General features: G+C 45.8%; 17 protein-coding genes and 7 tRNA genes. 21 read left to right on the top strand and 3 right to left on the bottom strand.

Annotated elements, in window-relative coordinates:
- Window positions 1-137 precede the first annotated feature (137 nt).
- Window positions 138-2699: a DNA mismatch repair protein MutS gene (gene mutS, locus F0229_RS05570; RefSeq protein ID WP_171732428.1), complete on the bottom strand. Its 2562-nt coding sequence runs from the start codon at window positions 2697-2699 to the stop codon at window positions 138-140.
- 124 nt (window positions 2700-2823) lie between these two features.
- Between mutS and pncC the strand changes: the two genes are divergently transcribed.
- From pncC to luxS, 21 genes are all read left to right on the top strand, one after another.
- On the top strand, window positions 2824-3318 hold the full coding sequence (pncC, locus tag F0229_RS05575) for a nicotinamide-nucleotide amidase (protein ID WP_029235458.1): 495 nt from the start codon (window positions 2824-2826) through the stop codon (window positions 3316-3318).
- 139 nt (window positions 3319-3457) lie between these two features.
- Window positions 3458-4498, top strand: a complete 1041-nt coding sequence (gene recA, locus F0229_RS05580; RefSeq protein ID WP_017056586.1) for a recombinase RecA — start codon at window positions 3458-3460, stop codon at window positions 4496-4498.
- A 332-nt stretch (window positions 4499-4830) separates the two neighbouring features.
- Window positions 4831-7413: an alanine--tRNA ligase gene (alaS, locus tag F0229_RS05585; RefSeq protein WP_171732429.1), complete on the top strand. Its 2583-nt coding sequence runs from the start codon at window positions 4831-4833 to the stop codon at window positions 7411-7413.
- Window positions 7414-7633: 220 nt separating this feature from the next.
- Window positions 7634-8815, top strand: a complete 1182-nt coding sequence (locus F0229_RS05590) for an aspartate kinase (RefSeq protein WP_017063224.1) — start codon at window positions 7634-7636, stop codon at window positions 8813-8815.
- A gap of 92 nt (window positions 8816-8907) precedes the next feature.
- A complete protein-coding gene (gene csrA, locus F0229_RS05595) occupies window positions 8908-9105 on the top strand; it encodes a carbon storage regulator CsrA (protein ID WP_004415691.1) in 198 nt (65 codons plus the stop codon).
- Between the two features lie 474 nt (window positions 9106-9579).
- Window positions 9580-9672, top strand: a tRNA-Ser gene (locus tag F0229_RS05600).
- A 43-nt stretch (window positions 9673-9715) separates the two neighbouring features.
- Window positions 9716-9792 (top strand) — tRNA-Arg (locus F0229_RS05605).
- 44 nt (window positions 9793-9836) lie between these two features.
- A tRNA-Ser gene (locus tag F0229_RS05610) sits at window positions 9837-9929 on the top strand.
- Window positions 9930-10018: 89 nt separating this feature from the next.
- Window positions 10019-10095 (top strand) — tRNA-Arg (locus tag F0229_RS05615).
- A gap of 67 nt (window positions 10096-10162) precedes the next feature.
- Window positions 10163-10239 (top strand) — tRNA-Arg (locus tag F0229_RS05620).
- Between the two features lie 80 nt (window positions 10240-10319).
- Window positions 10320-10396 (top strand) — tRNA-Arg (locus tag F0229_RS05625).
- 81 nt (window positions 10397-10477) lie between these two features.
- Window positions 10478-10554, top strand: a tRNA-Arg gene (locus F0229_RS05630).
- A 375-nt stretch (window positions 10555-10929) separates the two neighbouring features.
- Window positions 10930-11187 carry an oxaloacetate decarboxylase subunit gamma gene (locus F0229_RS05635; RefSeq protein ID WP_004741884.1) on the top strand — a complete coding sequence of 86 codons (258 nt, stop codon included), beginning with the start codon at window positions 10930-10932 and terminating at the stop codon, window positions 11185-11187.
- A 31-nt stretch (window positions 11188-11218) separates the two neighbouring features.
- Window positions 11219-12994: a sodium-extruding oxaloacetate decarboxylase subunit alpha gene (oadA, locus tag F0229_RS05640; RefSeq protein ID WP_017059560.1), complete on the top strand. Its 1776-nt coding sequence runs from the start codon at window positions 11219-11221 to the stop codon at window positions 12992-12994.
- Between the two features lie 9 nt (window positions 12995-13003).
- Complete coding sequence (locus F0229_RS05645; protein ID WP_019825842.1) at window positions 13004-14134, top strand: sodium ion-translocating decarboxylase subunit beta; 1131 nt, start codon at window positions 13004-13006, stop codon at window positions 14132-14134.
- Window positions 14135-14306: 172 nt separating this feature from the next.
- Window positions 14307-15260, top strand: a complete 954-nt coding sequence (locus F0229_RS05650) for an NADP-dependent oxidoreductase (RefSeq protein ID WP_017065778.1) — start codon at window positions 14307-14309, stop codon at window positions 15258-15260.
- 6 nt (window positions 15261-15266) lie between these two features.
- Complete coding sequence (locus F0229_RS05655; protein ID WP_017059555.1) at window positions 15267-15728, top strand: YqaA family protein; 462 nt, start codon at window positions 15267-15269, stop codon at window positions 15726-15728.
- A gap of 9 nt (window positions 15729-15737) precedes the next feature.
- On the top strand, window positions 15738-18596 hold the full coding sequence (locus F0229_RS05660; protein WP_171732430.1) for a pitrilysin family protein: 2859 nt from the start codon (window positions 15738-15740) through the stop codon (window positions 18594-18596).
- A gap of 99 nt (window positions 18597-18695) precedes the next feature.
- Window positions 18696-20264, top strand: coding sequence for a glutamate--cysteine ligase (gshA, locus tag F0229_RS05665; RefSeq protein WP_171732431.1), 1569 nt, complete (start codon window positions 18696-18698; stop codon window positions 20262-20264).
- 10 nt (window positions 20265-20274) lie between these two features.
- Window positions 20275-20925, top strand: a complete 651-nt coding sequence (locus F0229_RS05670) for a hypothetical protein (protein ID WP_171732432.1) — start codon at window positions 20275-20277, stop codon at window positions 20923-20925.
- Window positions 20926-20949: 24 nt separating this feature from the next.
- Entirely contained in the window at window positions 20950-21468 is a 519-nt protein-coding gene (gene luxS / locus F0229_RS05675; protein WP_017056597.1) for an S-ribosylhomocysteine lyase, read from the top strand.
- Between the two features lie 97 nt (window positions 21469-21565).
- Here the strand turns inward: luxS and F0229_RS05680 are convergent, their stop codons facing one another.
- Both F0229_RS05680 and F0229_RS05685 read right to left on the bottom strand, forming a co-directional pair.
- Entirely contained in the window at window positions 21566-22837 is a 1272-nt protein-coding gene (locus F0229_RS05680) for an HlyC/CorC family transporter (RefSeq protein ID WP_017068872.1), read from the bottom strand.
- A gap of 127 nt (window positions 22838-22964) precedes the next feature.
- Window positions 22965-23759 (bottom strand): inner membrane protein YpjD, encoded by a 795-nt coding sequence (locus F0229_RS05685; RefSeq protein ID WP_019825854.1) that lies wholly within the window; start codon window positions 23757-23759, stop codon window positions 22965-22967.
- Between the last annotated feature and the right edge of the window lie 124 nt (window positions 23760-23883).

The following is a 23883-nucleotide window of genomic DNA, read 5'->3' on the forward strand; positions in this document are numbered from 1 at the left end:
AACGGATGATGCTTCTCTAAATAGAAGACAAATAAAAACGCTGACTTTAAGTCAGCGTTTTTTTGTTTGTGGCTTTGGTATTTCATGCCGTCTAATCAAAATAGCAGTACGGCCATAACAAGCTACTTGGTAAGAAACTAAAGCAGCTTCTTCAAGCGGTAAAGTTCTTCTAATGCTTGGCGAGGAGTTAGATCATCAGGATCAACATTCGCTAGCGCTTGCTCTACTTCACTCGGTTCTGGGATCAGGCTCAGTTGGTTTGCGATATCGACACCGCTTGGCTTCGATGTTGGCGACTCCATACTTAACGCTTCTAACTGAGTCAGCTTCGCACGAGCATTCTTGATCACTGCTTTCGGTACGCCAGCTAAACCTGCAACCGCTAGACCATAAGATTTACTTGCAGCACCTTCTTGAACTGCGTGCATAAAGGCAATGCTATCACCATGCTCAACCGCATCTAAGTGTACGTTTGCTAAAGTTGGAAGTTGGTTAGGTAGTTCAGTTAGCTCAAAGTAGTGCGTTGCAAACAGTGTCATCGCATTGATTTGATTGGCTAGCCACTCTGCACTTGCCCAAGCCAGAGACAGGCCATCGTAAGTACTGGTACCACGACCGATTTCATCCATTAGCACAAGGCTGTTTGGTGTTGCATTGTGCAGGATATTTGCGGTTTCTGTCATCTCAACCATGAAGGTTGAACGGCCAGAAGCCAGATCATCCGATGCGCCAATACGCGTAAAGATACGGTCGATAGAGCCGATGGTTGCGCTTTCTGCAGGAACATAACAACCGATATGAGCCATCAATGCGATGAGTGCCGTTTGGCGCATGTAGGTCGATTTACCACCCATGTTGGGACCCGTGATGATCAGCATCTTACGTTGATCATTCAGGTCGATAGGGTTAGCAATGAAAGGTTCGTCCATCACTTGTTCAACAACAGGGTGACGACCGGCCTGAATTTGTACGCCAGCAGACTCTGTCACGGTTGGACGACAGTAATCAAGGGTATCTGCACGCTCAGCCAAGTTCTGTAGAACATCAAGCTGAGATACTGAAGAGGCGATATTTTGTAGGCGCTCTAGATACGGCAGTAGTAAGTCAAACAACTCTTCCCACAGCTGTTTCTCGATAGCGAGTGCTTTCGACTTAGAGTTAAGTACTTTGTCTTCGTGCTCTTTTAGCTCAGGAATGATGTAACGCTCAGCATTTTTCAGCGTTTGACGACGAACATAGTGTGGCGGCACAAGATGGCTTTGCCCACGGCTTACTTGAATGAAGAAACCATGTACGTTGTTGTAGCCAACTTTTAGCGTGTCGATGCCATGACGTTCACGCTCTTCTTGCTCAAGCTTATCAAGAAATTCAGTTGCGCCTGCTGCAAGGTCGCGCCATTCGTCTAACTCGGCATTGTAGCCTTCTGCAATCACACCACCGTCACGGATAACCACCGGTGGGTTCTCTTTGATTGCACGTTCAAGCAGCTCAGAAACCTCATCCACAGGAGAAGCATATTGAGCAAGTTGAGTTAGGTATGGGTGCTTCAGTTGCGTCAGTGTTTCAGCAAGCTCTGGCAAATATTCCATTGCTTGGCGAAGACGCGCCATATCGCGAGGGCGAGCAGAGCGAAGTGCTAATCGAGCGAGAATACGTTCGATATCACCAATCTGTTTTAAGGTTGGCTGTAGTTCTGTGAATAGAGCCAAATCTTTCATTTCACCAATTGCATCTAAGCGCTGATCAAGTGCAGAGATATTGCGCATTGGTTGATGTAACCAACGCTTAAGCATACGGCTACCCATTGCTGTCGCAGTGTGATCAAGTACTTCGGCAAGGGTGTTATCAGTACCACCCCCAAGATTTTGCGTGATCTCCAAATTACGACGAGTTGCAGCATCAAGGATCACCGAGTGATCTTGTTTATCCATCGTGAGTGAACGGATATGAGGGAGGGCAGTACGTTGGGTATCTTTCACGTATTGGATCAAACAACCAGCCGCACATAGACCCAGTTTCGCGCTTTCTACGCCAAAGCCAACCAGATCGCGAGTACCAAACTGCTTATTCAATTGCTGCTTAGCGGTGTCTAATTCAAATTCCCATACAGGGCGGCGGCGGTTGCCATTACGGCTTGCCATTAAATCGACGGGTTCGAAATCTTCAGGGAACAGCAGCTCACGCGGAGAGGTTCTTTGTAGCTCAGCGGCCATCGCTTCTTCTGTTTCTGGCTCGCAAAGTTGGAATCGGCCAGAGGTAATATCAAGTGTCGCATAACCGAATTTACCGTTGTGGTGATAAATGGCTGCAATTAGGTTATCAACGCGTTCAGAAAGCAAGGCTTCGTCGGTTACGGTACCCGGTGTCACGATACGCACTACTGCGCGCTCAACAGGGCCTTTTGAAAGTGCTGGATTACCAATCTGTTCACAAATTGCTACGGACTCACCAAGTTGCACTAACTTTGCAAGGTATCCTTCAACCGCATGGTATGGAACACCTGCCATCGGGATCGGTTCACCATTTGATGAGCCACGCTTAGTCAGTGAAATATCGAGGAGTTGAGAGGCTTTTTTAGCGTCATCGTAGAAAAGCTCGTAGAAATCGCCCATGCGGTAGAACAGCAGAATTTCTGGGTTTTCTGCTTTCAGTTTTAGATACTGCTGCATCATGGGAGTATGTTTTTGATCGGCTTTCACAGTTAACTTCTTTCGTTTATTTCTATTGCGGCTTAGGATACGTGAAAGCGTTTCGTGCGAAAAGCGGCTGATGCGAAAAGATGCGAATCCAAATGATATGACAGTAAATAAAGGGAAGCAGATGATGCAGATGACTCAAGACCTTAGTGAGCAGCTTGGACATTTACTCGCTAAACACAAACACGTGTTAGTGACGGCTGAATCTTGCACTGGCGGAGGTGTCGCGAGTGCAGTCACCGATATTGCGGGCAGCTCTGGATGGTTTGATCGCGCTTTTGTTACGTACAGCAATGAAGCCAAACAAGAGATGATCGGTGTACAGCTTAAAACCTTAATGGAGTTCGGCGCCGTGAGTGAGCCTGTCGTAATAGAAATGGCGAGCGGGGCATTGCAACATTCAAACGGGACGATCTCTGTATCAATCAGTGGCATCGCTGGCCCAGGTGGCGCGACCGAAGATAAGCCTGTTGGTACAGTATGCTTCGCGTGGAAAGCGCTAAATGGCTGGGATAAAGTAGAAACGCATGTATTTACAGGCGACAGATCACAAGTACGCCAACAAGCCACGCACCATGCCCTGCAAGTTATTTATGATTACCTATCAATGGAAGGTAAGTAACATTTGTACAAATTATTTTCATACAGGTATAGACACTGTATGAATCAACAGTATAATGAAAGCCAATTAGTCACCCCTATGTGGGTTAGAAATAGATTCTAGATCGCTTGTTGAGACAACCGATTATGTGGAGATAGAAATGGACGAGAATAAACAAAAAGCGTTAGCCGCAGCCCTTGGTCAGATTGAAAAGCAATTTGGTAAAGGTTCTATCATGCGTCTTGGTGATAACCGCACAATGGACGTAGAAACTATTTCTACAGGTTCTCTATCTCTAGATATCGCACTAGGTGCTGGTGGCCTACCGATGGGACGTATCGTAGAAGTTTACGGTCCAGAATCATCAGGTAAAACAACGCTAACGCTTGAGCTTATTGCTGCAGCACAGAAAGTGGGAAAGACGTGTGCATTCGTTGATGCGGAGCACGCACTAGACCCTATCTACGCTCAAAAGCTTGGTGTTGATATCGATGCACTTCTTGTTTCTCAACCAGATACTGGTGAGCAAGCGCTGGAAATCTGTGATGCACTGGCTCGTTCAGGTGCAATCGACGTTCTTGTTATTGACTCAGTAGCAGCCCTAACACCAAAAGCAGAAATCGAAGGCGAAATGGGCGACAGCCACATGGGTCTTCAGGCTCGTATGCTTTCTCAAGCAATGCGTAAGCTGACGGGTAACCTTAAGCAGTCTAACTGTATGGCTATCTTCATTAACCAAATTCGTATGAAAATTGGTGTGATGTTCGGTAATCCCGAAACAACAACAGGTGGTAACGCACTTAAGTTCTACGCATCTGTTCGTCTTGATATTCGCCGTACTGGTGCGATTAAAGATGGTGATGAAGTTGTTGGTAACGAAACTCGTATCAAGGTCGTTAAGAACAAGATTGCTGCACCATTCAAACAAGCTGAGACTCAAATCCTTTACGGTAAAGGCTTCAACCGCGAAGGTGAGCTTATCGACTTAGGTGTTAAGAATAAGCTAGTAGAAAAAGCAGGCGCTTGGTACAGCTACAAAGGCGATAAGATCGGCCAAGGTAAAGCTAACGCTGGTAAATACCTACGTGAAAACCCAGAAGTTGCTCTAGAGATCGATACTAAACTTCGTGAGTTACTACTGACTCCTGCTGTTCTTGAAGAGAAAGACGTAGAGAAAGAAGAAGAAAACGAAGAGCTATAAGCTCACGTTTTATAGAGTGGATGTTTGAAAGAAGCATCCGCTTTGAAAGAATTTAAAGCCTCGCATATTTTATGCGGGGCTTTTTTATTGGATCTGCTCCGTCGAGCATGTCTTTGGTCAAATCTCTCTCGTTGACTGAGTTTCTTCGGTACTAGGTCGTCAATTTAGTTCTGCTTTTCCACGGCAAGATATAGTGGAATATTCTTCATTTTATCGAATTCCCACTAAAATCCTGCCCAAGGGTGTCTTTTCTACAAGAAAACTAGTCGAAGCCTTAACCATGATCTACAATACGGCAAAATTCTAACTCGACTATTTTCAGGAAGAGCTGCATGTACATGAGCACTGATGAGGTTCGCAACGCGTTCCTTAAGTTCTTTGAGAGCAAAGAACACCAAATCGTAGACAGTTCATCGTTAGTTCCACATAACGATCCAACCCTGCTATTCACTAACGCAGGTATGAACCAATTCAAAGATTGCTTCTTAGGCGCCGAAAAGCGTGCCTACACTCGAGCAACTACGGCTCAGCGTTGTGTACGTGCGGGTGGTAAACACAATGACCTTGAAAACGTAGGTTTCACGGCTCGTCACCACACGTTCTTCGAAATGCTAGGCAACTTCAGCTTTGGCGACTACTTCAAAGAAGAAGCGATTGGATTTGCTTGGGAATTCCTGACTGAAACTCTTCAACTGCCAAAAGATCGTCTACTGGTAACGGTATACGAGACAGATGATGAAGCATTCGATATCTGGAACAAGAAAGTAGGTGTTCCTGCTGACCGTATCGTTCGCATTGGCGACAAAGAAGGCGGTAAACAGTTCGAGTCTGATAACTTCTGGACGATGGGTGACACAGGTCCTTGTGGTCCATGTACTGAAATCTTCTACGATCACGGTGAGCACATCTGGGGCGGCCGTCCTGGTACACCTGAAGAAGATGGTGACCGTTTCATCGAGATCTGGAACAACGTATTCATGCAGTTCAACCGTCACGCTGACGGCACAATGGAACCGCTACCTAAGCCTGCTGTAGATACAGGTATGGGTATTGAGCGTATTTCTGCAATCATGCAGGGCGTTCACTCTAACTACGAAATTGATGTATTCCAAAAGCTAATCAAAGCGACTGCGGAAGTTGTTGGTCATGACGATCTATCTAACCAATCGCTACGCGTTATTGCTGACCACATCCGTTCTTGTTCATTCCTAATTGCTGACGGTGTTATGCCTTCAAACGAAGGTCGTGGCTACGTTTTACGTCGTATTATTCGTCGTGCAGTTCGTCACGGTAACAAGCTTGGCGCACAAGGCGTGTTCTTCCACAAACTTGTGGGTGTACTAGCTGAAGTTATGGGCTCTGCGGCAGATGAACTTAAGAAACAGCAAGAGCTTGTTGAAAAAGTACTTCGCATTGAAGAAGAGAACTTTGGTCGTACTCTAGAGCGCGGCATGGTTATTCTTAATGACGCACTAGATGCACTTGAAGGCAAAGAGCTTGACGGCGAAACAGTTTTCAAACTTTACGATACATACGGCTTCCCAGCTGACCTGACTAACGATGTAGCTCGTGAACGCGACTTTACTATCGATGAAGAAGGTTTTGAGAAAGCGATGGAAGCACAGCGTAAGCGTGCACGTGAAGCAGGCCAATTCGGCACGGATTACAACGCGACAATCAAAGTAGACACCAACACTGAGTTCTGTGGTTACACAGCAACTGAAGGTGCTGGTGAAATCTCTGCGCTATTCGTTGACGGCGAAGAGGTTGCTTCACTATCGGCTGGCGACAAAGCAATCATCATCCTTGAAGAGACACCATTCTACGCTGAGTCAGGCGGTCAATGTGGTGATGCTGGTACACTAAAAACAGCGTCGGGCCTTTTCAAAGTACAAGATACTCAGAAGCTAGGTAACGCATTTGCGCACCACGGTGAGCTAGTTGAAGGTGTATTTGCTAAGGGCGATAAAGTAGAAGCAACGGTTGACGCTGAGCGTCGTGCTGCTATCTCACTAAACCACTCTGCAACTCACTTACTTCACTCTGCACTGCGCGAAGTGCTAGGTGAGCACGTTGCTCAGAAAGGTTCTTTAGTTAAGCCAGACAACCTACGTTTTGACTTCTCTAACCTTGAAGCGGTAACACCGGCACAGATTAAAGAAGTAGAGCGTTTGGTTAACGCACAAGTTCGTAAGAACCACGTGATTGAAACCAACATCATGGACATCGAGTCAGCGAAAGAAAAAGGTGCAATGGCACTGTTTGGCGAGAAGTACGATGATGAAGTTCGCGTTCTATCTATGGGCGATTTCTCTACTGAACTTTGTGGTGGTATCCACGCAAGCAACACGGGTGATATCGGCCTATTCAAGATCACTTCTGAAGGTGGTATTGCTGCGGGTATTCGTCGTATTGAAGCGGTAACGGGTGAAGCTGCTCTAGATGCGGTCGAAGCTCAGGCTAACGCTTACGAAGAGAAACTTGCTGAATCAGCTAAGAAAGCGAAATCGCTAGAGAAAGAAATTCAACTGCTTAAAGAAAAGATGGCTGCTGCAGAAAGCGCAAACATTATGGGCAAAGTAGAAGACATCTCTGGTACTAAAGTTTTGGTTGCTGCAATTGAAGACGCAGACAACAAGAACCTACGTACTATGGTTGATAACGCTAAAAACCAAGTAGGTAGCGGCATCATCCTGATCGCGAACGTAGCAGACGGTAAAGTTGGCTTGATTGCTGGTGTAACCAAAGACCTAATCGGCAAAGTAAAAGCGGGTGATCTCGTTAAGATGGTTGCTGAGCAAGTTGGCGGTAAAGGCGGCGGTCGTCCTGATATGGCTCAAGCGGGCGGTACAGATGTTGAAGCACTGCCAGAAGCGCTTAAATCTGTACGTACTTGGCTAGAAGAACGTCTTTAAGCTTAAGTAATTGATACAAAGATGCCCAATCAGTTGATTGGGCATCTTTTATTTTGCTTATTGGAAGTGTGTTTAAACAAGGTTTGATTGAGATTAACCAAGAAGTCTAATGGTGGCGTTAAACTCCTTGGTTAATTTTTTATTGCTTCGCCCTGACGCGGAGTATGTGTTTTTTTGTCATATATAGACATTGGTCTTGGGAAGGTGAGGACGGGTGAAAATGCCTCTTATCGTGCAGAAATTTGGTGGAACGTCGGTGGGTTCAATTGAACGAATCCATCATGTAGCAGAAAAAATCATTGAAGCGAAAAATGAAGGGAACCAGATCGTGGTTGTCGTTTCTGCTATGTCTGGTGAAACAAATCGGTTAGTTAACTTAGCTACACAAGTTGATAGCGTACCAAACGCTAGAGAACTGGATGTGTTGTTAACGGCTGGCGAGCAAGTTTCCATGGCCTTGTTAGCAATGACGTTACACAAGTTAGGTTATGAAGCGACATCGATGACTGGCTATCAAGCCAAGATACACACGGATTCTAATCATAATAATGCAGCGATTGAGCGTATTGATACTGCTCCGATTCAAGCTCTGCTAGATGACAACCAGATTGTTATTGTTGCAGGCTTTCAAGGATTCAATGCGAAAGGTGATATCACGACATTAGGCCGCGGTGGTTCAGATACTACAGCGGTCGCGCTTGCAGGTGCCTTGCAGGCGAAAGAATGCCAGATCTATACTGATGTAGATGGTGTTTACTCTTGTGACCCTAGAGTCGTAAAACAATCTCAGAAATTAGATACTTTAGACTTTCCTTCTATGGAAGAGATGGCTCGCCGAGGCGCTAAGGTATTGCACCTTCCTTGTGTTCAGTATGCATGGCAGCACAACGTGTCATTGCGAGTGCTTTCAAGCTTTGAACAAGGCGAGGGCACATTGATCGCGGGTAATCAGTGTTTGAATGATATTGCTGGCATCGCCATCCAAAGAGATATGGTGCGTATCGAGTGTTTGAATGAAGATTTACCGTCTTTCATTTCACATTGCCAACTGTTGGGGATCGAAGTCTGTAGTGTGATCGAGGAAACAGAACGGGCAGCACTCATTATTAAACAAGACATAAGTGCCAAATTAAAACTAGTTTTTGCTGAGAAAATCCGTAATAGTGAACAGGTTAGTTTGTTAACTGTGGTAGGAAGCCGAACACAAGAAATTGTGGTCAGTTCACATGGATTGTTGTCTGAAGGCGAAATTGATGTACAGCATCACTTATTGCAGCAGCAGTCTTTAACTTTGGTGATATCACCAACGCAAGTCGATATGGCTGCTAACATATTACACAATGCATACATCGTAGCGCGTGAAACACAGGGTTATCCTAAAAAAGAAGTGCATTTTGGTTAAATAAACTCAATCGATAGTTTACGAAAATATAACTTTTGTTGGATAATGCTCTCGTAGCTAGATAAATTTAGAGATTACTCAAGGAGCAAAGAATGCTAATTTTGACTCGCCGCGTTGGCGAAACACTGATGATTGGTGATGAAGTAACAGTTACTGTACTAGGCGTTAAAGGTAACCAAGTACGTATCGGTGTTAACGCACCTAAAGAAGTATCTGTTCACCGTGAAGAGATCTACATGCGCATTCAAGCTGAAAAAGGTAATGGTAATGTTGCATCTGGCAACTACTAATACTTTTGCGTAGAGAAGAGGCTAGCATTGTTGCTAGCCTTTTTTGATCTTGGGGAACCGAAACACTGATTGGGACATAGATGGGTTGGATAACGGATCGGTCTCAAAGTGGTGAAGTGAATGCTTTGTGATGCTGCGAGATACAGACAAGGTTGAACAGAACTGTTGCTCTGTATTTTGTTTGGCAAAACTCAAGATTTATTCGCTTCCCCTATGGCGAAAATACGCATCCCGTAGTATTGTGCCATCAGCGGTAGCACTTGCTGCTGGAGAAATTAGATAATTGTTTTCGGCTGTTTATTATTGCCAATCTTTCACCTTAATTTTTAAGGGAAAAAGCGCGATTTGAATCTTATAAGTTCAATTTGCAAGCGCTTTGATTAAATAGCAAACGGTTGAGTGTTTTTGTCCAATTTTTTTCAATAAAGTGTTTGACATATTTTCGGTAAAACGTAATATGTGCCTCCGCAAGACGGTGAGGTGGCCGAGAGGCCGAAGGCGCTCCCCTGCTAAGGGAGTATGTGGTTTGTAGCTGCATCGAGGGTTCGAATCCCTCCCTCACCGCCATTTCTTGCGAGTCTAAAATTAGCAATTTAGACAATGTAAATGTGCGTCCTTAGCTCAGCTGGATAGAGTACCTGGCTACGAACCAGGCGGTCGGAGGTTCGAATCCTCCAGGACGCGCCATTCTCTCTTCTCTTACTTGTAAGTGATTTGAGAATAATGAATTAGGTGAGGTGGCCGAGTGGCCGAAGGCGCTCCCCTGCTAAGGGAGTATGTGGTTTGTAGCTGCATCGAGGGTTCGAATCCCTCCCTCACCGCCATTCATTACAGGCCGATGGCCTTTTTTTTTCTTCGTAGCAAGAAGAATGTGATATATTTCACAACTTCATTCTTAATGAATGAACACCGTGCGTCCTTAGCTCAGCTGGATAGAGTACCTGGCTACGAACCAGGCGGTCGGAGGTTCGAATCCTCCAGGACGCGCCACTATTTAAGGGTTTATTTCTTTTAAGAATGAAAGTCCTTGTATTGACTAAGTTGATACTAAAACCGTGCGCTCTTAGCTCAGCTGGATAGAGTACCTGGCTACGAACCAGGCGGTCGGAGGTTCGAATCCTCCAGAGCGCGCCACTATTTAGGGTTTAGTTCTTATAAGAATGTGAATCCTGATATTGATAAATCGTTCGTCGAAAATTAATATCAAAAACCGTGCGTCCTTAGCTCAGCTGGATAGAGTACCTGGCTACGAACCAGGCGGTCGGAGGTTCGAATCCTCCAGGACGCGCCACTATTTAGGGCTTCTTTCTTATAAGAATGAAATCCTTATATTGATCTGTTGTTAGTAACAATGAATTGATATTAAAACCGTGCGCTCTTAGCTCAGCTGGATAGAGTACCTGGCTACGAACCAGGCGGTCGGAGGTTCGAATCCTCCAGAGCGCGCCACATTATTAGAAAAAGCCTCGTTTATACGAGGCTTTTTTTATGTCTGCTGCAAATTTGTTGCGACAATGTTAAATTTGTTCGTTGTTTAACTTGTTGTATTTAAAGTAGTTCTTGATTGCTTCTTTGTTATTCCACCTTTCTCATATCAATCCCCAGAAAAGCCCCGTTTAAGTCACAGTTTAAATATCTAAAAATGACGTATTTGACAGATTTATGTGATCTGATAGGCGAATAATTAACCTTATGTGTGCGTTATCCGTAACAGAACCTTAAACAAAATTGACAAACTTTTACCAATCGAGATAATCCATGGGTCGGGATCACTATTCGCTGAAATCCTGTACGTATGTCAGGATGACGAAGAAAGGAAGCAACATGACTAATATTGGAAGCCTGCTAGGAGATGCGGCGACTCTAATGATAACGGGGATGTCCGTTGTCTTTATTTTCCTAACTATTCTAGTTTACCTCGTTCGGTTGATGTCAAAACTGGTACCAGAAGAAGTACCAGAGCCGATCGCAGCACCTAAAAAAATTCAAAAATCACAATCAAACCCTTCAGCTGTTAGTCCACAGGTAGTGGCTGCAATTTCGGCCGCGGTTCATCAATACCGTGCGTCTACTGCTAAGTAGTATTTAAAGGATTAAAAAGGAGTTTATGAGCATGTCTAAACCACTAGCTATCACAGATGTGGTACTTCGTGACGCGCACCAGTCACTATTTGCTACTCGTATGCGTATCGAAGATATGCTGCCAATTGCGGCAGAACTGGATAAAGTCGGTTACTGGTCACTTGAGACTTGGGGCGGCGCGACGTTTGATTCGTGTATCCGTTTTCTTGGCGAGGATCCATGGGAGCGTTTGCGTGAGCTGAAAAAAGCGATGCCAAACACACCAATGCAGATGCTACTGCGTGGTCAAAACCTATTGGGCTACCGTCACTACGCGGATGATGTAGTAGAAAAATTTGTTGAACGTGCCCATAAAAACGGCATGGACGTATTCCGTATCTTTGATGCGATGAATGACGTGCGTAACTTTGAAAAAGCAGTGAAAGCAACGATCGACGTTGGTGGCCACGCTCAAGGTACGTTGTCTTACACAACCAGTCCGGTCCACAATTCAGATACTTGGGTTGATTTGGCTAAGCGCCTAGAGGACCTAGGTTGTCACTCACTATGTATCAAAGATATGTCAGGTTTATTAAAGCCGTATGAAGCAGAAGAGCTGATTACACGTATCAAAGCATCGTGTGACGTTCCTCTAGCACTGCATAGCCACGCGACAACTGGTCTATCGACTGCAACAGCGGTTAAAGCCGTTGAAGCGGGTATCGACATTCTAGATACCGCTATTTCTTCAATGAGCTGTACTTACGGTCATACGCCAACCGAAACGGTTGTTGCGATGTTAGAAGGTACAGAGCGCGACACGAATCTTAAACTAGACCAAATCGAACCCATCGCGGCTTACTTCCGTGATGTACGTAAAAAGTACGCGAAATGGGAAGGTCAGCTAAAAGGTGTCGATTCTCGCATCTTAATCGCTCAAGTTCCTGGCGGAATGTTAACTAACATGGAAGGCCAGCTTAAAGAGCAAGGCGCCGCCGATCGCATGGATGAAGTTCTAGAAGAGATCCCACGCGTACGTAAAGAGCTTGGTTACATTCCTTTAGTAACACCAACTTCTCAGATTGTCGGTACTCAAGCGGTTATTAACGTCTTAACGGGCGAACGCTATAAGAGCATCACGAAAGAGACTGCTGGTCTACTGAAAGGTGAATACGGTCAAGCTCCTGCTGAAGTGGATGCTGAACTGCAAGCGAAAGTTCTAGACGGTGCAGAGCCGATTACTTGTCGTCCTGCTGATTTACTTAAGTCTGAAATGGATACGTTAACGACGGATCTGTTAGAGAAAGCGAAATCAGAGGGTATCTCTCTAGCTGAAGATACGGTTGATGATGTACTGACTTACGCGCTCTTCCCACAAGTGGGTCTTAAGTTCCTTAAGAACCGTCGTAATCCTGAAGCATTTGAACCTGCACCAACGCTAGAAGTTGCGGCTCCAGTTGCTGCAGCTCCTGTACAAGCTTCTGGTGGTATTGAAAGCTACAGCGTGAAGGTTGATGGTCAAGTTTACGATGTTGAAGTTGGCCCACAAGGTGAACTGACATCGGTGGCGCCATCTGCAAAACCTGCTCAGGCTGCACCAGTAGCAGCGTCTGACGCTGAAGCGGTTCCAGCTCCATTGGCGGGTAACATCTTTAAAGTAAACGTTCAGGCGGGTACTGAGGTTTCTGAAGGCGACGTTCTACTAATCCTAGAAGCGATGAAGATGGAAACGGAAGTTCGTGCTGCTCGTGGTGGTATCGTTCAAGAATTGAATGTTAAAGAAGGCGATGCAGTTACTGTAGGCGCTCCACTACTAAGCTTAGCGTAAGGGAGTACCATGGAAGGATTGATGACCTTATGGTCTGAAACAGGGATTGCGAACTTTGAGTTCGGCCAGATCTGTATGATGCTGGTTGGTTGCTTACTGTTGTTTTTGGCAATTCGTAAAGGATTTGAACCGTTACTTCTACTGCCTATTGGTTTTGGTGCTGTATTAGCAAACATTCCAAATGCTGGGTTTACTGATCCAGGTGGTTTGCTCTACTACGTCTACTACATTGGTATTGAGACAGGTATTTTCCCACTGCTGATCTTTATGGGTGTTGGTGCGATGACGGACTTCGGTGCGTTGATTGCGAACCCTAAAACGTTGTGGCTAGGGGCTGCGGCTCAGTTTGGTATCTTCGCGACGCTATTTGGCGCGATCTTGCTGAACTACGTTCCAGGAATGGAGTTCTCGATGGCCGATGCTTCGTCAATTGCGATCATTGGTGGTGCCGATGGCCCAACTGCGATCTTCTTGGCGAGTAAGTTATCTCCGGATCTTTTAGGTGCCATTGCAGTAGCGGCTTATAGCTACATGGCTTTGGTTCCGATCATTCAGCCACCAATCATGAAAGCGTTAACGTCTCCTGAAGAGCGCAAAATTAAGATGGCTCAACTTCGTCACGTTAGCAAAGCCGAGAAGATTCTTTTCCCGCTTGCTGTACTATTGATGACGATTTTGTTCCTACCTTCAGCAACACCTCTAGTTGGTATGTTCTGTTTGGGTAACTTAATGCGTGAAGCGGGTGTGGTTGATCGCCTTTCAAAAACAGCTCAAAACGAACTGATTAACGTTGTAACTATTTTCCTAGGTCTAGGGGTTGGTTCTAAGCTTCAAGCGGATACGTTCTTGAACTTAGAAACATTGGGTATTCTAGGTTTAGGTGCGGTCGCGTTCAGTATCGGTACGGCGGGTGGTGTATTGATGGCTAAGGTGTTGAACCGATTCTCGAAAGAGGACATCAACCCACTGATTGGCGCAGCTGGCGTATCAGCGGTTCCAATGGCGGCACGTGTTGTGAACAAGGTTGGTCTTGAGGCAAACCCTCAGAACTTCTTGTTGATGCATGCAATGGGCCCGAACGTAGCCGGTGTACTTGGTAGTGCGGTTGCGGCGGGTATTCTATTAGCTCTCGTGGGCTAGTGGATTTGCTGGGTCATGTATCGTTACGTTAATTGGTCGTCAATTTACGAATGAGCGGTTAACTTAGCCTTATTAAATGGTTTATAGTCAAAGGGATGCTTTCGCATCCCTTTCTTTTTATTAATTAGGGTGCTTGCTCACTAGGGCTTTTATCAATCAAGGAAATGTGGAAATGGAAAATAAACAGATTGCGATTACTCAATTCGGCGGCGTCGAAAACCTAAGTATTCAAACCAGTGCGATCCCTGAGCCTAAGGCTGGAGAAGTGGTGGTTAAAGTTTCCTTTTCAGGCATTAATCCGATTGATGTCAAAACCCGAGCGGGTCTTGGTTGGGCGGCAGCACAAAACAAAGATAACCTGCCTTGGGTGCCTGGCTACGATATTTCAGGGCAAATTGTCTCGCTAGGCGAACAGGCTGAACGCTTTACTGTTGGTGATAACGTGGCTGGCTTTATTGGTTTTCCACTGCAAGGTGGCGGTTACAGCCAATATGTGTGTGTTCCAGAAGCTGCATTAAGTATGGTTCCTGATTCTGTCACTCTAGAAGCGGCAGCTGCATTACCACTTGCGAGTCAAACAGCGGCACAAGCGCTCAACAAAGCCGAAGTGAAAGAAGGCGACCGCGTGCTTATTTTAGCGGGCGCGGGCGGCGTTGGTCACCTTGCGGTTCAAATTGCAGTGGCAGCAAAAGCTGAGGTTTACACAACCTGCAGCGAAGCCAATCTTGATTACCTTGCGACGTTAGGTGCTCACGCAATTAACTATAAGTTTGCGCCAGCGTCGGAAAGAGTTTCTGATGTTGATGTGTTGATTGATTTGGTCGGTGGCGATACCGCGCTTGATGCGTTGAAGTGCCTGAAAGATGGCGCGCGAGTAGTGACAGTACCGACTCTATCTGCAGAACTTATCTGTGAGAAAGCAACACTATTAGGTTTTACTGCATCAGGCATGCTGGTTGAACCAAACCCTGAGCAAATGGACACCATGCTTTACATGGTCAGTGTCGGATTGCTCAAAACAGAAATTCAAGGTATCTACCAGTTAGACGAGGCGCAGTCGGCGCACCTGCAGGTTGAAACCGGACACACCAGAGGCAAGGTGCTACTTAAAATGCAAGAAAGTTGATAGGCAGTGTTAGAATTTTTTAACTCCCTTTTTGAAAATATCGCGCTGTGGTTCTCGGACTCGGCGCTGTGGGTACTCTTCATCAGTGGCTTCTTGAGTGCCACGTTACTACCCGGTGGTTCAGAAGCTAGCCTTGTGGCTGCATTGAGCTTAGATCAGTTTTCAACCTCATCGATCATTCTAGTGGCGACATTAGGCAATACCTTAGGCGGCCTGACTAACTATTGGATTGGTTTGTGGTTGCCTAATCGAACTCAATCTGAAAAGCATGGTCATAAGGCTATGGCTTGGCTGAGTCGCTATGGCTACTGGACACTGTTATTTAGTTGGTTACCGATCATTGGTGACCCTTTGTGTCTCGCTGCGGGTTGGCTAAGAATGAAATTCATCCCTAGCGTTATTTTGATAGCGATTGGCAAAGCCGCTCGCTATAGCTTACTTGCTGCTATCTACTTCGGTTTTTTCTAAGGAGAACCTATGAAAAAGGTTTTACTTGGTACATTTTCTCTTATCGCCATTGCAGGCTGTTCTTACAATGTACCTAGCTCAACGCCCTTCTTTTCCTCGTTACCTGAAGGTGTCACTCTGTTAGAAGAGGTAAAGCCCTCTAAAGATAAAGTGGTGATTCCTTACACCAAGTATCAGCTTGAAAACGGCCTGACAGTTATTCTTTCCCCTGATGATTCCGATCCGTTGGTGCATGTTGATGTGACTTATCACGTCGGTTCAGCACGTGAAGAGATAGGCAAGTCGGGCTTTGCTCACTTCTTTGAGCACATGATGTTCCAGGGTTCAGAGAACGTTGGTGACCAACAGCACTTTAAGATCATTACCGAAGCGGGTGGCTCGTTAAACGGCACGACCAACCGTGACCGCACCAACTATTTTGAAACTGTTCCTTCTAACCAACTTGAGAAAATGTTGTGGTTAGAATCAGACCGAATGGGCTTCTTGTTGGATGCTGTTTCTCAGAAGAAATTTGAGGTTCAAAGAGGCACGGTCAAGAACGAGCGAGCGCAGAGCTACGAAAATCGTCCTTACGGCTTGATGTGGGAACGCATGGGCGAAGCGCTTTACCCTGAAGGTCACCCTTACTCTTGGCAACCAATCGGCTATGTTGAAGATCTTGACCGTGTTGACGTGAATGATCTTAAAGCGTTCTTCCTGCGTTGGTACGGCCCAAACAATGCCGTGTTAACGATTGGTGGTGATATCGACGTTGATGACACGCTAGAATGGGTTAACAAGTACTTTGGTTCAATTCCTCAAGGCCCTGAAGTGAAGGCGGCAGAGAAGCAACCTGCTGTTCTAACAGAAGATAAATACATCACCTTAGAAGACAATATTCGTCAGCCGATGGTGCTGGTGGGGTGGCCAACAACGTATCGCGGTGAAGAGACGCAAGCTTCACTGAATGCATTGTCTAACGTGTTAGGTTCAGGTACCAACAGTTACCTATATCAAAACCTCGTAAAAACGCAGAAGGCCGTCAGCGCTGGCTCTTTCCATGATTGTGCTGAGTTGGCGTGTACCATGTACGTGTATGCAATGGGCAACTCAGGTGAAAAAGGCGATTTGACGGTTCTCAATAAAGAGCTGATGGATACCCTGGAGCAATTCTCGAAAGAGGGCGTTGAGCAAGAGCGTTTAGACCAGATCACTGGCATGGCCGAAGCGAATGCTGTTTTTGCATTGCAAAGCGTTAAAGGTAAGGTGTCGCAACTCGCGTCGAACCAAACCTTCTATGGTCAGCCTGATCGCATTGAATCACAACTCGATCAAATCCGAGCGGTGACGCCTGAGAGCGTGAGCAAGGCATACCAAGATTTCATCGAAGGTAAGCACAAGGTTACCTTGAGTGTGGTTCCTAAGAAAAAGCTCGATTTGGCGGTTCGTGAAGCGACCTTTACCACGCCACCACGTACGTTGCCGGAATACAGCAAGGTGACGGAAGATCAACTGGATTTCAGAAAGGCACCGGATACCTTTGATCGCAGTGTGATGCCAGAAGTGAACTTTGGTGTTGAGGCGACCATGCCTGAGTTGTACCGCATGCACTTTGCAAATGGCACTGACTTAATTGGTACCGTGACCAGTGAAACGCCGACAGTACAGCTGCAAATTCAATTGCCTGCAGGCGAACGCTATGTTCGCAAAGGGCAAGAAGGCCTAGCGAACCTAACGGCTTCGATGATGGAAGAAGGCTCAACTAAACGAACCGTTGAAGAGTTACAAGCGACCTTAGATAAACTTGGTAGCAGCGTGAGCATTAGTGCGGGCAGCTACACCACAGATATTTCAGTCTCGACGCTAGAGAAAAACTTGCCTCAAACCTTAGCGATTGTGCAAGAGGTTCTATTCGATCCTAAGTTCGATGAGCAAGATTTTGAGCGCGTTAAGAAACAGATGCTAGAAGGCGTTGTGTATCAGCATCAGCAGCCAAGCTGGATGGCTTCTCAAGCAACCCGTGAAGTGCTGTTTGGTGACACTGTTTTTGCTCGTGCAAGTGATGGTACTAAGGAATCTCTATCGAAATTGACCTTAGACGATGTGAAAAAATTCTATGCGCAACATTACACACCAGAAGGTGCCAATATTGTTGTGGTGGGAGACATCTCGAAGAAAGAGGCAGGGAAACAGCTACAATTCTTTGAAGAGTGGCAAGGCGATGCGGCACCATTAACGCGTCCACAGATCGTTAAAGAGCTTTCTGGTCAGCACCTGTACTTAGTTGATAAACCGGGTGCGCCGCAAAGCATTGTTCGCTTGGTTCGTAAGGGCCTGCCGTTTGATGCGACGGGCGAATTGTATTTGAGCCAGTTAGCTAACTTTAACTTAGCGGGCAACTTCAATAGCCGTATCAACCAGAACCTACGTGAAGACAAAGCCTACACTTACGGTGCAAGCGGTTACTTCGCAAGTACTCGTGAAACTGGCGCAGTGGTATTTAGCGCGCAGGTAAGGGCGAATGCGACGGTTCCATCGATTCAAGAGTTTATTAATGAGCTGAATGAGTTTAGCCAAAGTGGATTAACTGACGAAGAGGTGAAATTTATGCGCCTTGCCGTCGGTCAACAAGATGCACTTAAATACGAAACGCCAAGTCAAAAGGCGGGGTTGTTGAGTAATATTGTTGCATTGAGCCTTGATGAAGATTACCTACAACAGCGTAATCAGATAGTTGAAACGGTTTCAAAAGAGACCTTAAACGAGCTATCTAAGAAATGGTTTGACCCGAATGATTATCAAATAATCGTTGTTGGTGACGCGACTTCGCTTCGCCCGCAATTAGAAAAGTTAGATATTCCAATAGAAGAGCTTGAAATCATTCGTTAGAGTACACATTAAAGGGGGAGGGAAGAGACTCTACTTTTCTCCTCCAACCTAATTTATGATAGTTCTAATCAGAACAATATAAGATAAGTGAACTGAATTTTGACTGATTTTGCTGCGCGACTAAAGCAAGTTGCAACCAACCCTAAGACCTTCTCTCAATTTGGTCGTGGTGTTGAAAGGGAAACATTACGCTACACGGAAGATGGGCACCTTGCTACTGGGCCGCACCCTGAGGCTTTGGGATCTGCGTTGATGAACGAATGGGTAACGACCGATTTCTCTGAGTCGCTACTGGAATTTATCACGCCTGTTTCTAACGACGTTCCGACGCTTTTGAATCAGTTGTCTGATATCCACCACTTCACGCAAACCAAGTTAGACGGCGAAAAACTATGGCCGCTTTCTATGCCTTGTTACGTTGGCAGTGAAGATTACATTCAACTAGCGCAATACGGCACCTCTAACAACGGTAAGATGAAGACGCTATATCGTGAAGGCCTAAAACGTCGTTACGGTAGCTTGATGCAGATTATCTCTGGTGTTCATTTCAACTTCTCTTTCCCTGAAAGCTTTTGGGATAGCCTGTTTGGAGAGCAAACAGAAGAAGCGCGTTGTGAATCTAAGTCAGATGCTTACTTCGGTTTGATTCGTAACTACTACCGCTTTGGTTGGTTAATCCCATACTTCTTCGGTGCTTCACCTGCGCTATGTTCTTCTTTCATCAAAGGAAGAGAAACAAACCTACCTTTTGAAAAGGTTGGTGAGACATTGTATCTGCCAAAAGCAACGGCGCTGCGCCTGAGTGATCTTGGTTACACGAACAGTGCGCAAAGTGTATTGAAGATTGGCTTCAACAGCCTGGGTCAGTACCTTGAAGGTTTGAATCAAGCGATTCGTACGCCATCAGAAGAATTCGCCGAAATTGGCACTAAGGTTGATGGTGAATACCGTCAGCTAAATAGCAACGTACTGCAAATTGAGAATGAGCTTTACGCTCCAATCCGTCCTAAGCGTGTCGCGAAAAGTGGTGAGAAGCCATCTGAAGCGTTGGCTCGCGGAGGTGTTGAGTACATCGAGGTGCGTTCTCTCGATGTAAACCCATTCAGCTCAATCGGTATCACCGAACAGCAAGTTCGCTTCTTGGATCTATTCCTAACGTGGAGTGTACTAACAGACTCTGCTGAGATGGATAACTGCGAACTTGAGTGCTGGCGCGACAACTGGAACAAGGTGATCTTAGAAGGTCGTCAAGCTGGTCTAGAGCTGCAAATTGGTTGTCATGGCGAGCGCTTGTCTCTGCAAGATTGGGCGAAGCGTGTCTTTAAAGACCTACGCTCTATTGCCGAAATGATGGACGCTGAACAAGGTGGTCGTGCATATCAAGAAACCTGCGATACGCTTGAAGCTTGGATTGATAACCCAGAGCTGACCATTTCTGGCCAGTTGCTAGAAGAGACTAAGAAGTTAGGTGGTTTAGGTAAAGTGGGCTGTACGTTAGGTAAAACGTATGCAGAGCAGCACAAAGCACACCAATACAAAGTTTACTCAGCTGAGTTGATGGAAGCAGAAGTTCAACGCTCTGTGACTGCTCAGCAACAAAGTGAAGAAGCAAGCACTCAAGATTTTGATAGCTTCTTAGCGGATTATTTTTCGTATTTAAAAGCATAGCGAGACTTTGGTGGAAAGGAAGCAAGCCTTATTAGGTCAGCCTACTCGTGTGAGTAGTAAATGGTTACCTGTGGTGACTGTTGGTGTTGTCTCTAGCCTATTGGTTGGATGTGCAACGCCACCGCCAAAGCTGCAAGATAATTTGTGTAGCATCTTTCGAGAGCACCCTTCATGGTATGAAGATGCTTTGGATATGCAAGAAGAGTGGGGCACGCCGATTAACGTTGCGATGGCTTTTGTGAAACAAGAGAGTAGCTATCGTCATGATGCGCGCCCACCTAAAGATTACATTCTTGGCTTTATACCGTGGGGGCGTGTAAGCAGTGCCTACGGTTATGCACAAGCTCAAGATCCTGCTTGGGAAGACTTCCAAAAGGCGACCAATAACGGTGGCTCAAGAACCAACTTTGATGATGCATTGATGTTCATCGGTTGGTATACCAGCGAGACGCGTCGTCAATTGGGCATCTCACTATGGGACCCATATAACCAATACCTGGCTTATCATGAAGGCCGTGGTGGTTATAAGCGTAAGTCATACAACAGCAAGCCATCGCTAATTAAGGTGGCGCGCAAAGTCGAACAGCAAGCAAAAGATTATGGATGGCAGCTGAAACAGTGCCGCAAAGAACTAGAAGACAATCGAAGCTGGTTTTTCTAAAGCCAGCCGTCATGGAGAAGAGCAATGCCTTTATTAGATAGTTTCACTGTTGATCACACACGCATGAACGCACCTGCCGTTCGTGTTGCTAAAACAATGCAAACCCCAAAAGGGGATACCATCACTGTGTTTGACCTGCGTTTTACTGCGCCAAACAAAGACATCCTATCTGAGAAAGGTATCCATACTCTAGAGCACCTATACGCTGGTTTCATGCGTAATCAATTGAACGGTTCAGATGTAGAGATCATCGATATCTCACCGATGGGCTGTCGCACTGGTTTCTACATGAGCCTGATTGGTACGCCTACAGAACAACAAGTGGCTGACGGTTGGTTGGCAGCGATGCAAGACGTACTGAAAGTTGAGAACCAGAATAAGATCCCTGAGCTGAACGAATACCAATGTGGTACCGCGGCAATGCACTCTTTGGATGAAGCGAAAGAGATCGCGAATGCGATCATCGCTGCAGGCATCTCTGTAAACAAGAATGATGAACTGGCACTGCCAGAGTCTATGCTGCAAGAGCTTAAGATCGACTAGTCATTGATAGCTACCCTAGATAGGGCGAGTTAGATACTAAAAGGCCCGGTTTAATGAACCGGGTCTTTTGTTTATGTGAGCTTCAGTGATATCTCAGTTAGCCGTTCACGATCTGTGGGAACACGCGAACCAGTTTGATGCGGTTCTCTTCAAGCTCAACAATTTCCATTGGGTGGCTGGCTACCTGAACACTGAGGTGACTCTCTGGAATATCTTCAAGGTGTTCCAGTATCAAACCATTCAGAGTTCTTGGGCCATCGGTAGGCAGTGCCCACTGTAAGCCTTTGTTGATATCTCGGATATTGGCACTGCCTTCAATCAAGAAGCTGCCATCGCTTTGCGGAGTAATCTCTTCAGATAAGCTTGGGGTGATTGAGGTGGTAAACTCACCTACGATCTCTTCTAGAATATCTTCTAATGTAACCAAACCATTGATGTCGCCATACTCATCAACAATCAAACCGATGCGCTGCTTATTGCGTTGAAACTTAAGCAGTTGAATATTGAGTGGTGTCGCTTCAGGAATAAAGTAGATCTCATCCGCGGCACGCAACAGGGTTTCTTTATTGAATTCGTTCTTTTCAAGCATCAGACGGTAAGCTTCACGCAGCCTAAGCATGCCGACCACTTCATCTATTTGGTCACGGTAGAGAACCACACGACCATGAGGAGAGTGGGTCAGTTGGCGAACAATCGATTTCCAATCATCATTAATGTCGATACCGGTAATCTCATTACGCGGCACCATGATGTCGTTCACGGTCACGTGCTCTAAATCTAGAATCGACACCAACATATCTTGGTGACGTTGAGGGATTAAGCTACCGGCTTCATTTACCACGGTTCTAAGCTCTTCGGAGCTCAAGTGGTCGGTTGCATCATGGCTGGCTTTGACACCTAAGATACGAATGAAGCCATTGGTAATGAAGTTAACTAAAATCACCAACGGTGACAGTACCTTCATCAGCACCATCAAAAGGATGCTACTGGCGTAAGAGACACGTTCAGGAAATAGAGAAGCGATAGTCTTTGGGGTTACCTCGGCGAATACGAGGATCACGAGAGTCAGGGTACCAGTAGCGATAGCCACACCGATATCCCCGTAGATGCGCATACCAAGAATAGTAGCGATCGCAGATGCAAGAATGTTGACGAGATTGTTGCCGATGAGAATGAGGCCAATCAATCTGTCTGGGCGGTTCAGAAGTTTTTCTACGCGTTTGGCACCTTTATGACCCGTATTGGCCAAGTGCTTTAAACGGTAGCGGTTCAAGGACATCATGCCCGTTTCGGAACCAGAGAAATAACCAGAAATTACAATGAGACACGCGAGTAGCGCAAATAAGATACCCGTTGATATGTCGTCCAAAACTATTCTTTTCCTATTTGTGTATCTTGATTAATTTATGACCGAACATGGTCGAGATGTCAATTGAATCTAACGGACTCAATATTTTAAAGGCAAGGTGTGTGAGACCTTGCCTTTATTTTACAGACTAGTTCAGGATGATTTCCTGAACGAAGCGGCTACCGAAGTAGGCCAATGTGAGCATGCTGGCGCCGGCAAGTGCGAACCAAGTGACTTTCTGTCCACGCCAACCTTTTTGGTAGTGACCCCATAAAAGGATGGAGTAGATAACCCAAGCGATAAAAGACAATACCGCTTTGTGCGCCTTTCCTTGAGCAAACATATCTTGTACGAAGATAAGGCCAGTCAGCAAAGTACCCGTTAATAAACCATTACCAATCAGAATGATCTTGAAAAGCTGTCTCTCTACCATCATTAAAGGAGGTAGGTTAGGGTTTATCACTAAGGCTTTTTTCTTTTTAAGTTTGTGATCTAGCCAAGCAAGTTGCAGGGCGTATAGCGCGCCGATAGTTAACGTTGCGTATGAGAATAGAGCCAAAGAGATGTGCACGAGCAGTTTTGGGTCATTCTCTAGATGTTTGATGAAGGTGCTTGGAAGAAAAGTGGCAGCCATCAAGTTCAGCGCAGCGAAGCTATAGACGACGGGTAAGATAAACCACAGACGGGTTTTGAGCATTGCACCGCTCATTACCACAGATATGATTAAACTGATTAATGAAGCAACGTTCAAGATACTGAGGTTTTGGCCACTGGCATTAAAAATCAAATCGCCAAGCAACCAAGCATGGAAAGCTAGAGCAAGTAATGCGCTGATAAACACCGTTTTTACACGGATTCCTGTTTGGTGCACGAGACCTGGAATGATCGTGGAAATCGCCATTGTATAAAGAAAGGCTGCTGCGATCGCAATAAGACTGTCCATGGTATCCATTTTAATGATTACTAATTGGCGAATTATACCTCGCATCGCTCTTTGGGGCTATGGCGAACCTCATTCAATTCCAAGTGAATAATGTCTCACATCACAAGCACGGATGATTAACGCT

It is taken from the genome of Vibrio sp. AIC-3, from assembly GCF_013114515.1.
Taxonomy (GTDB): Bacteria; Pseudomonadota; Gammaproteobacteria; order Enterobacterales; family Vibrionaceae; genus Vibrio; species Vibrio crassostreae_C.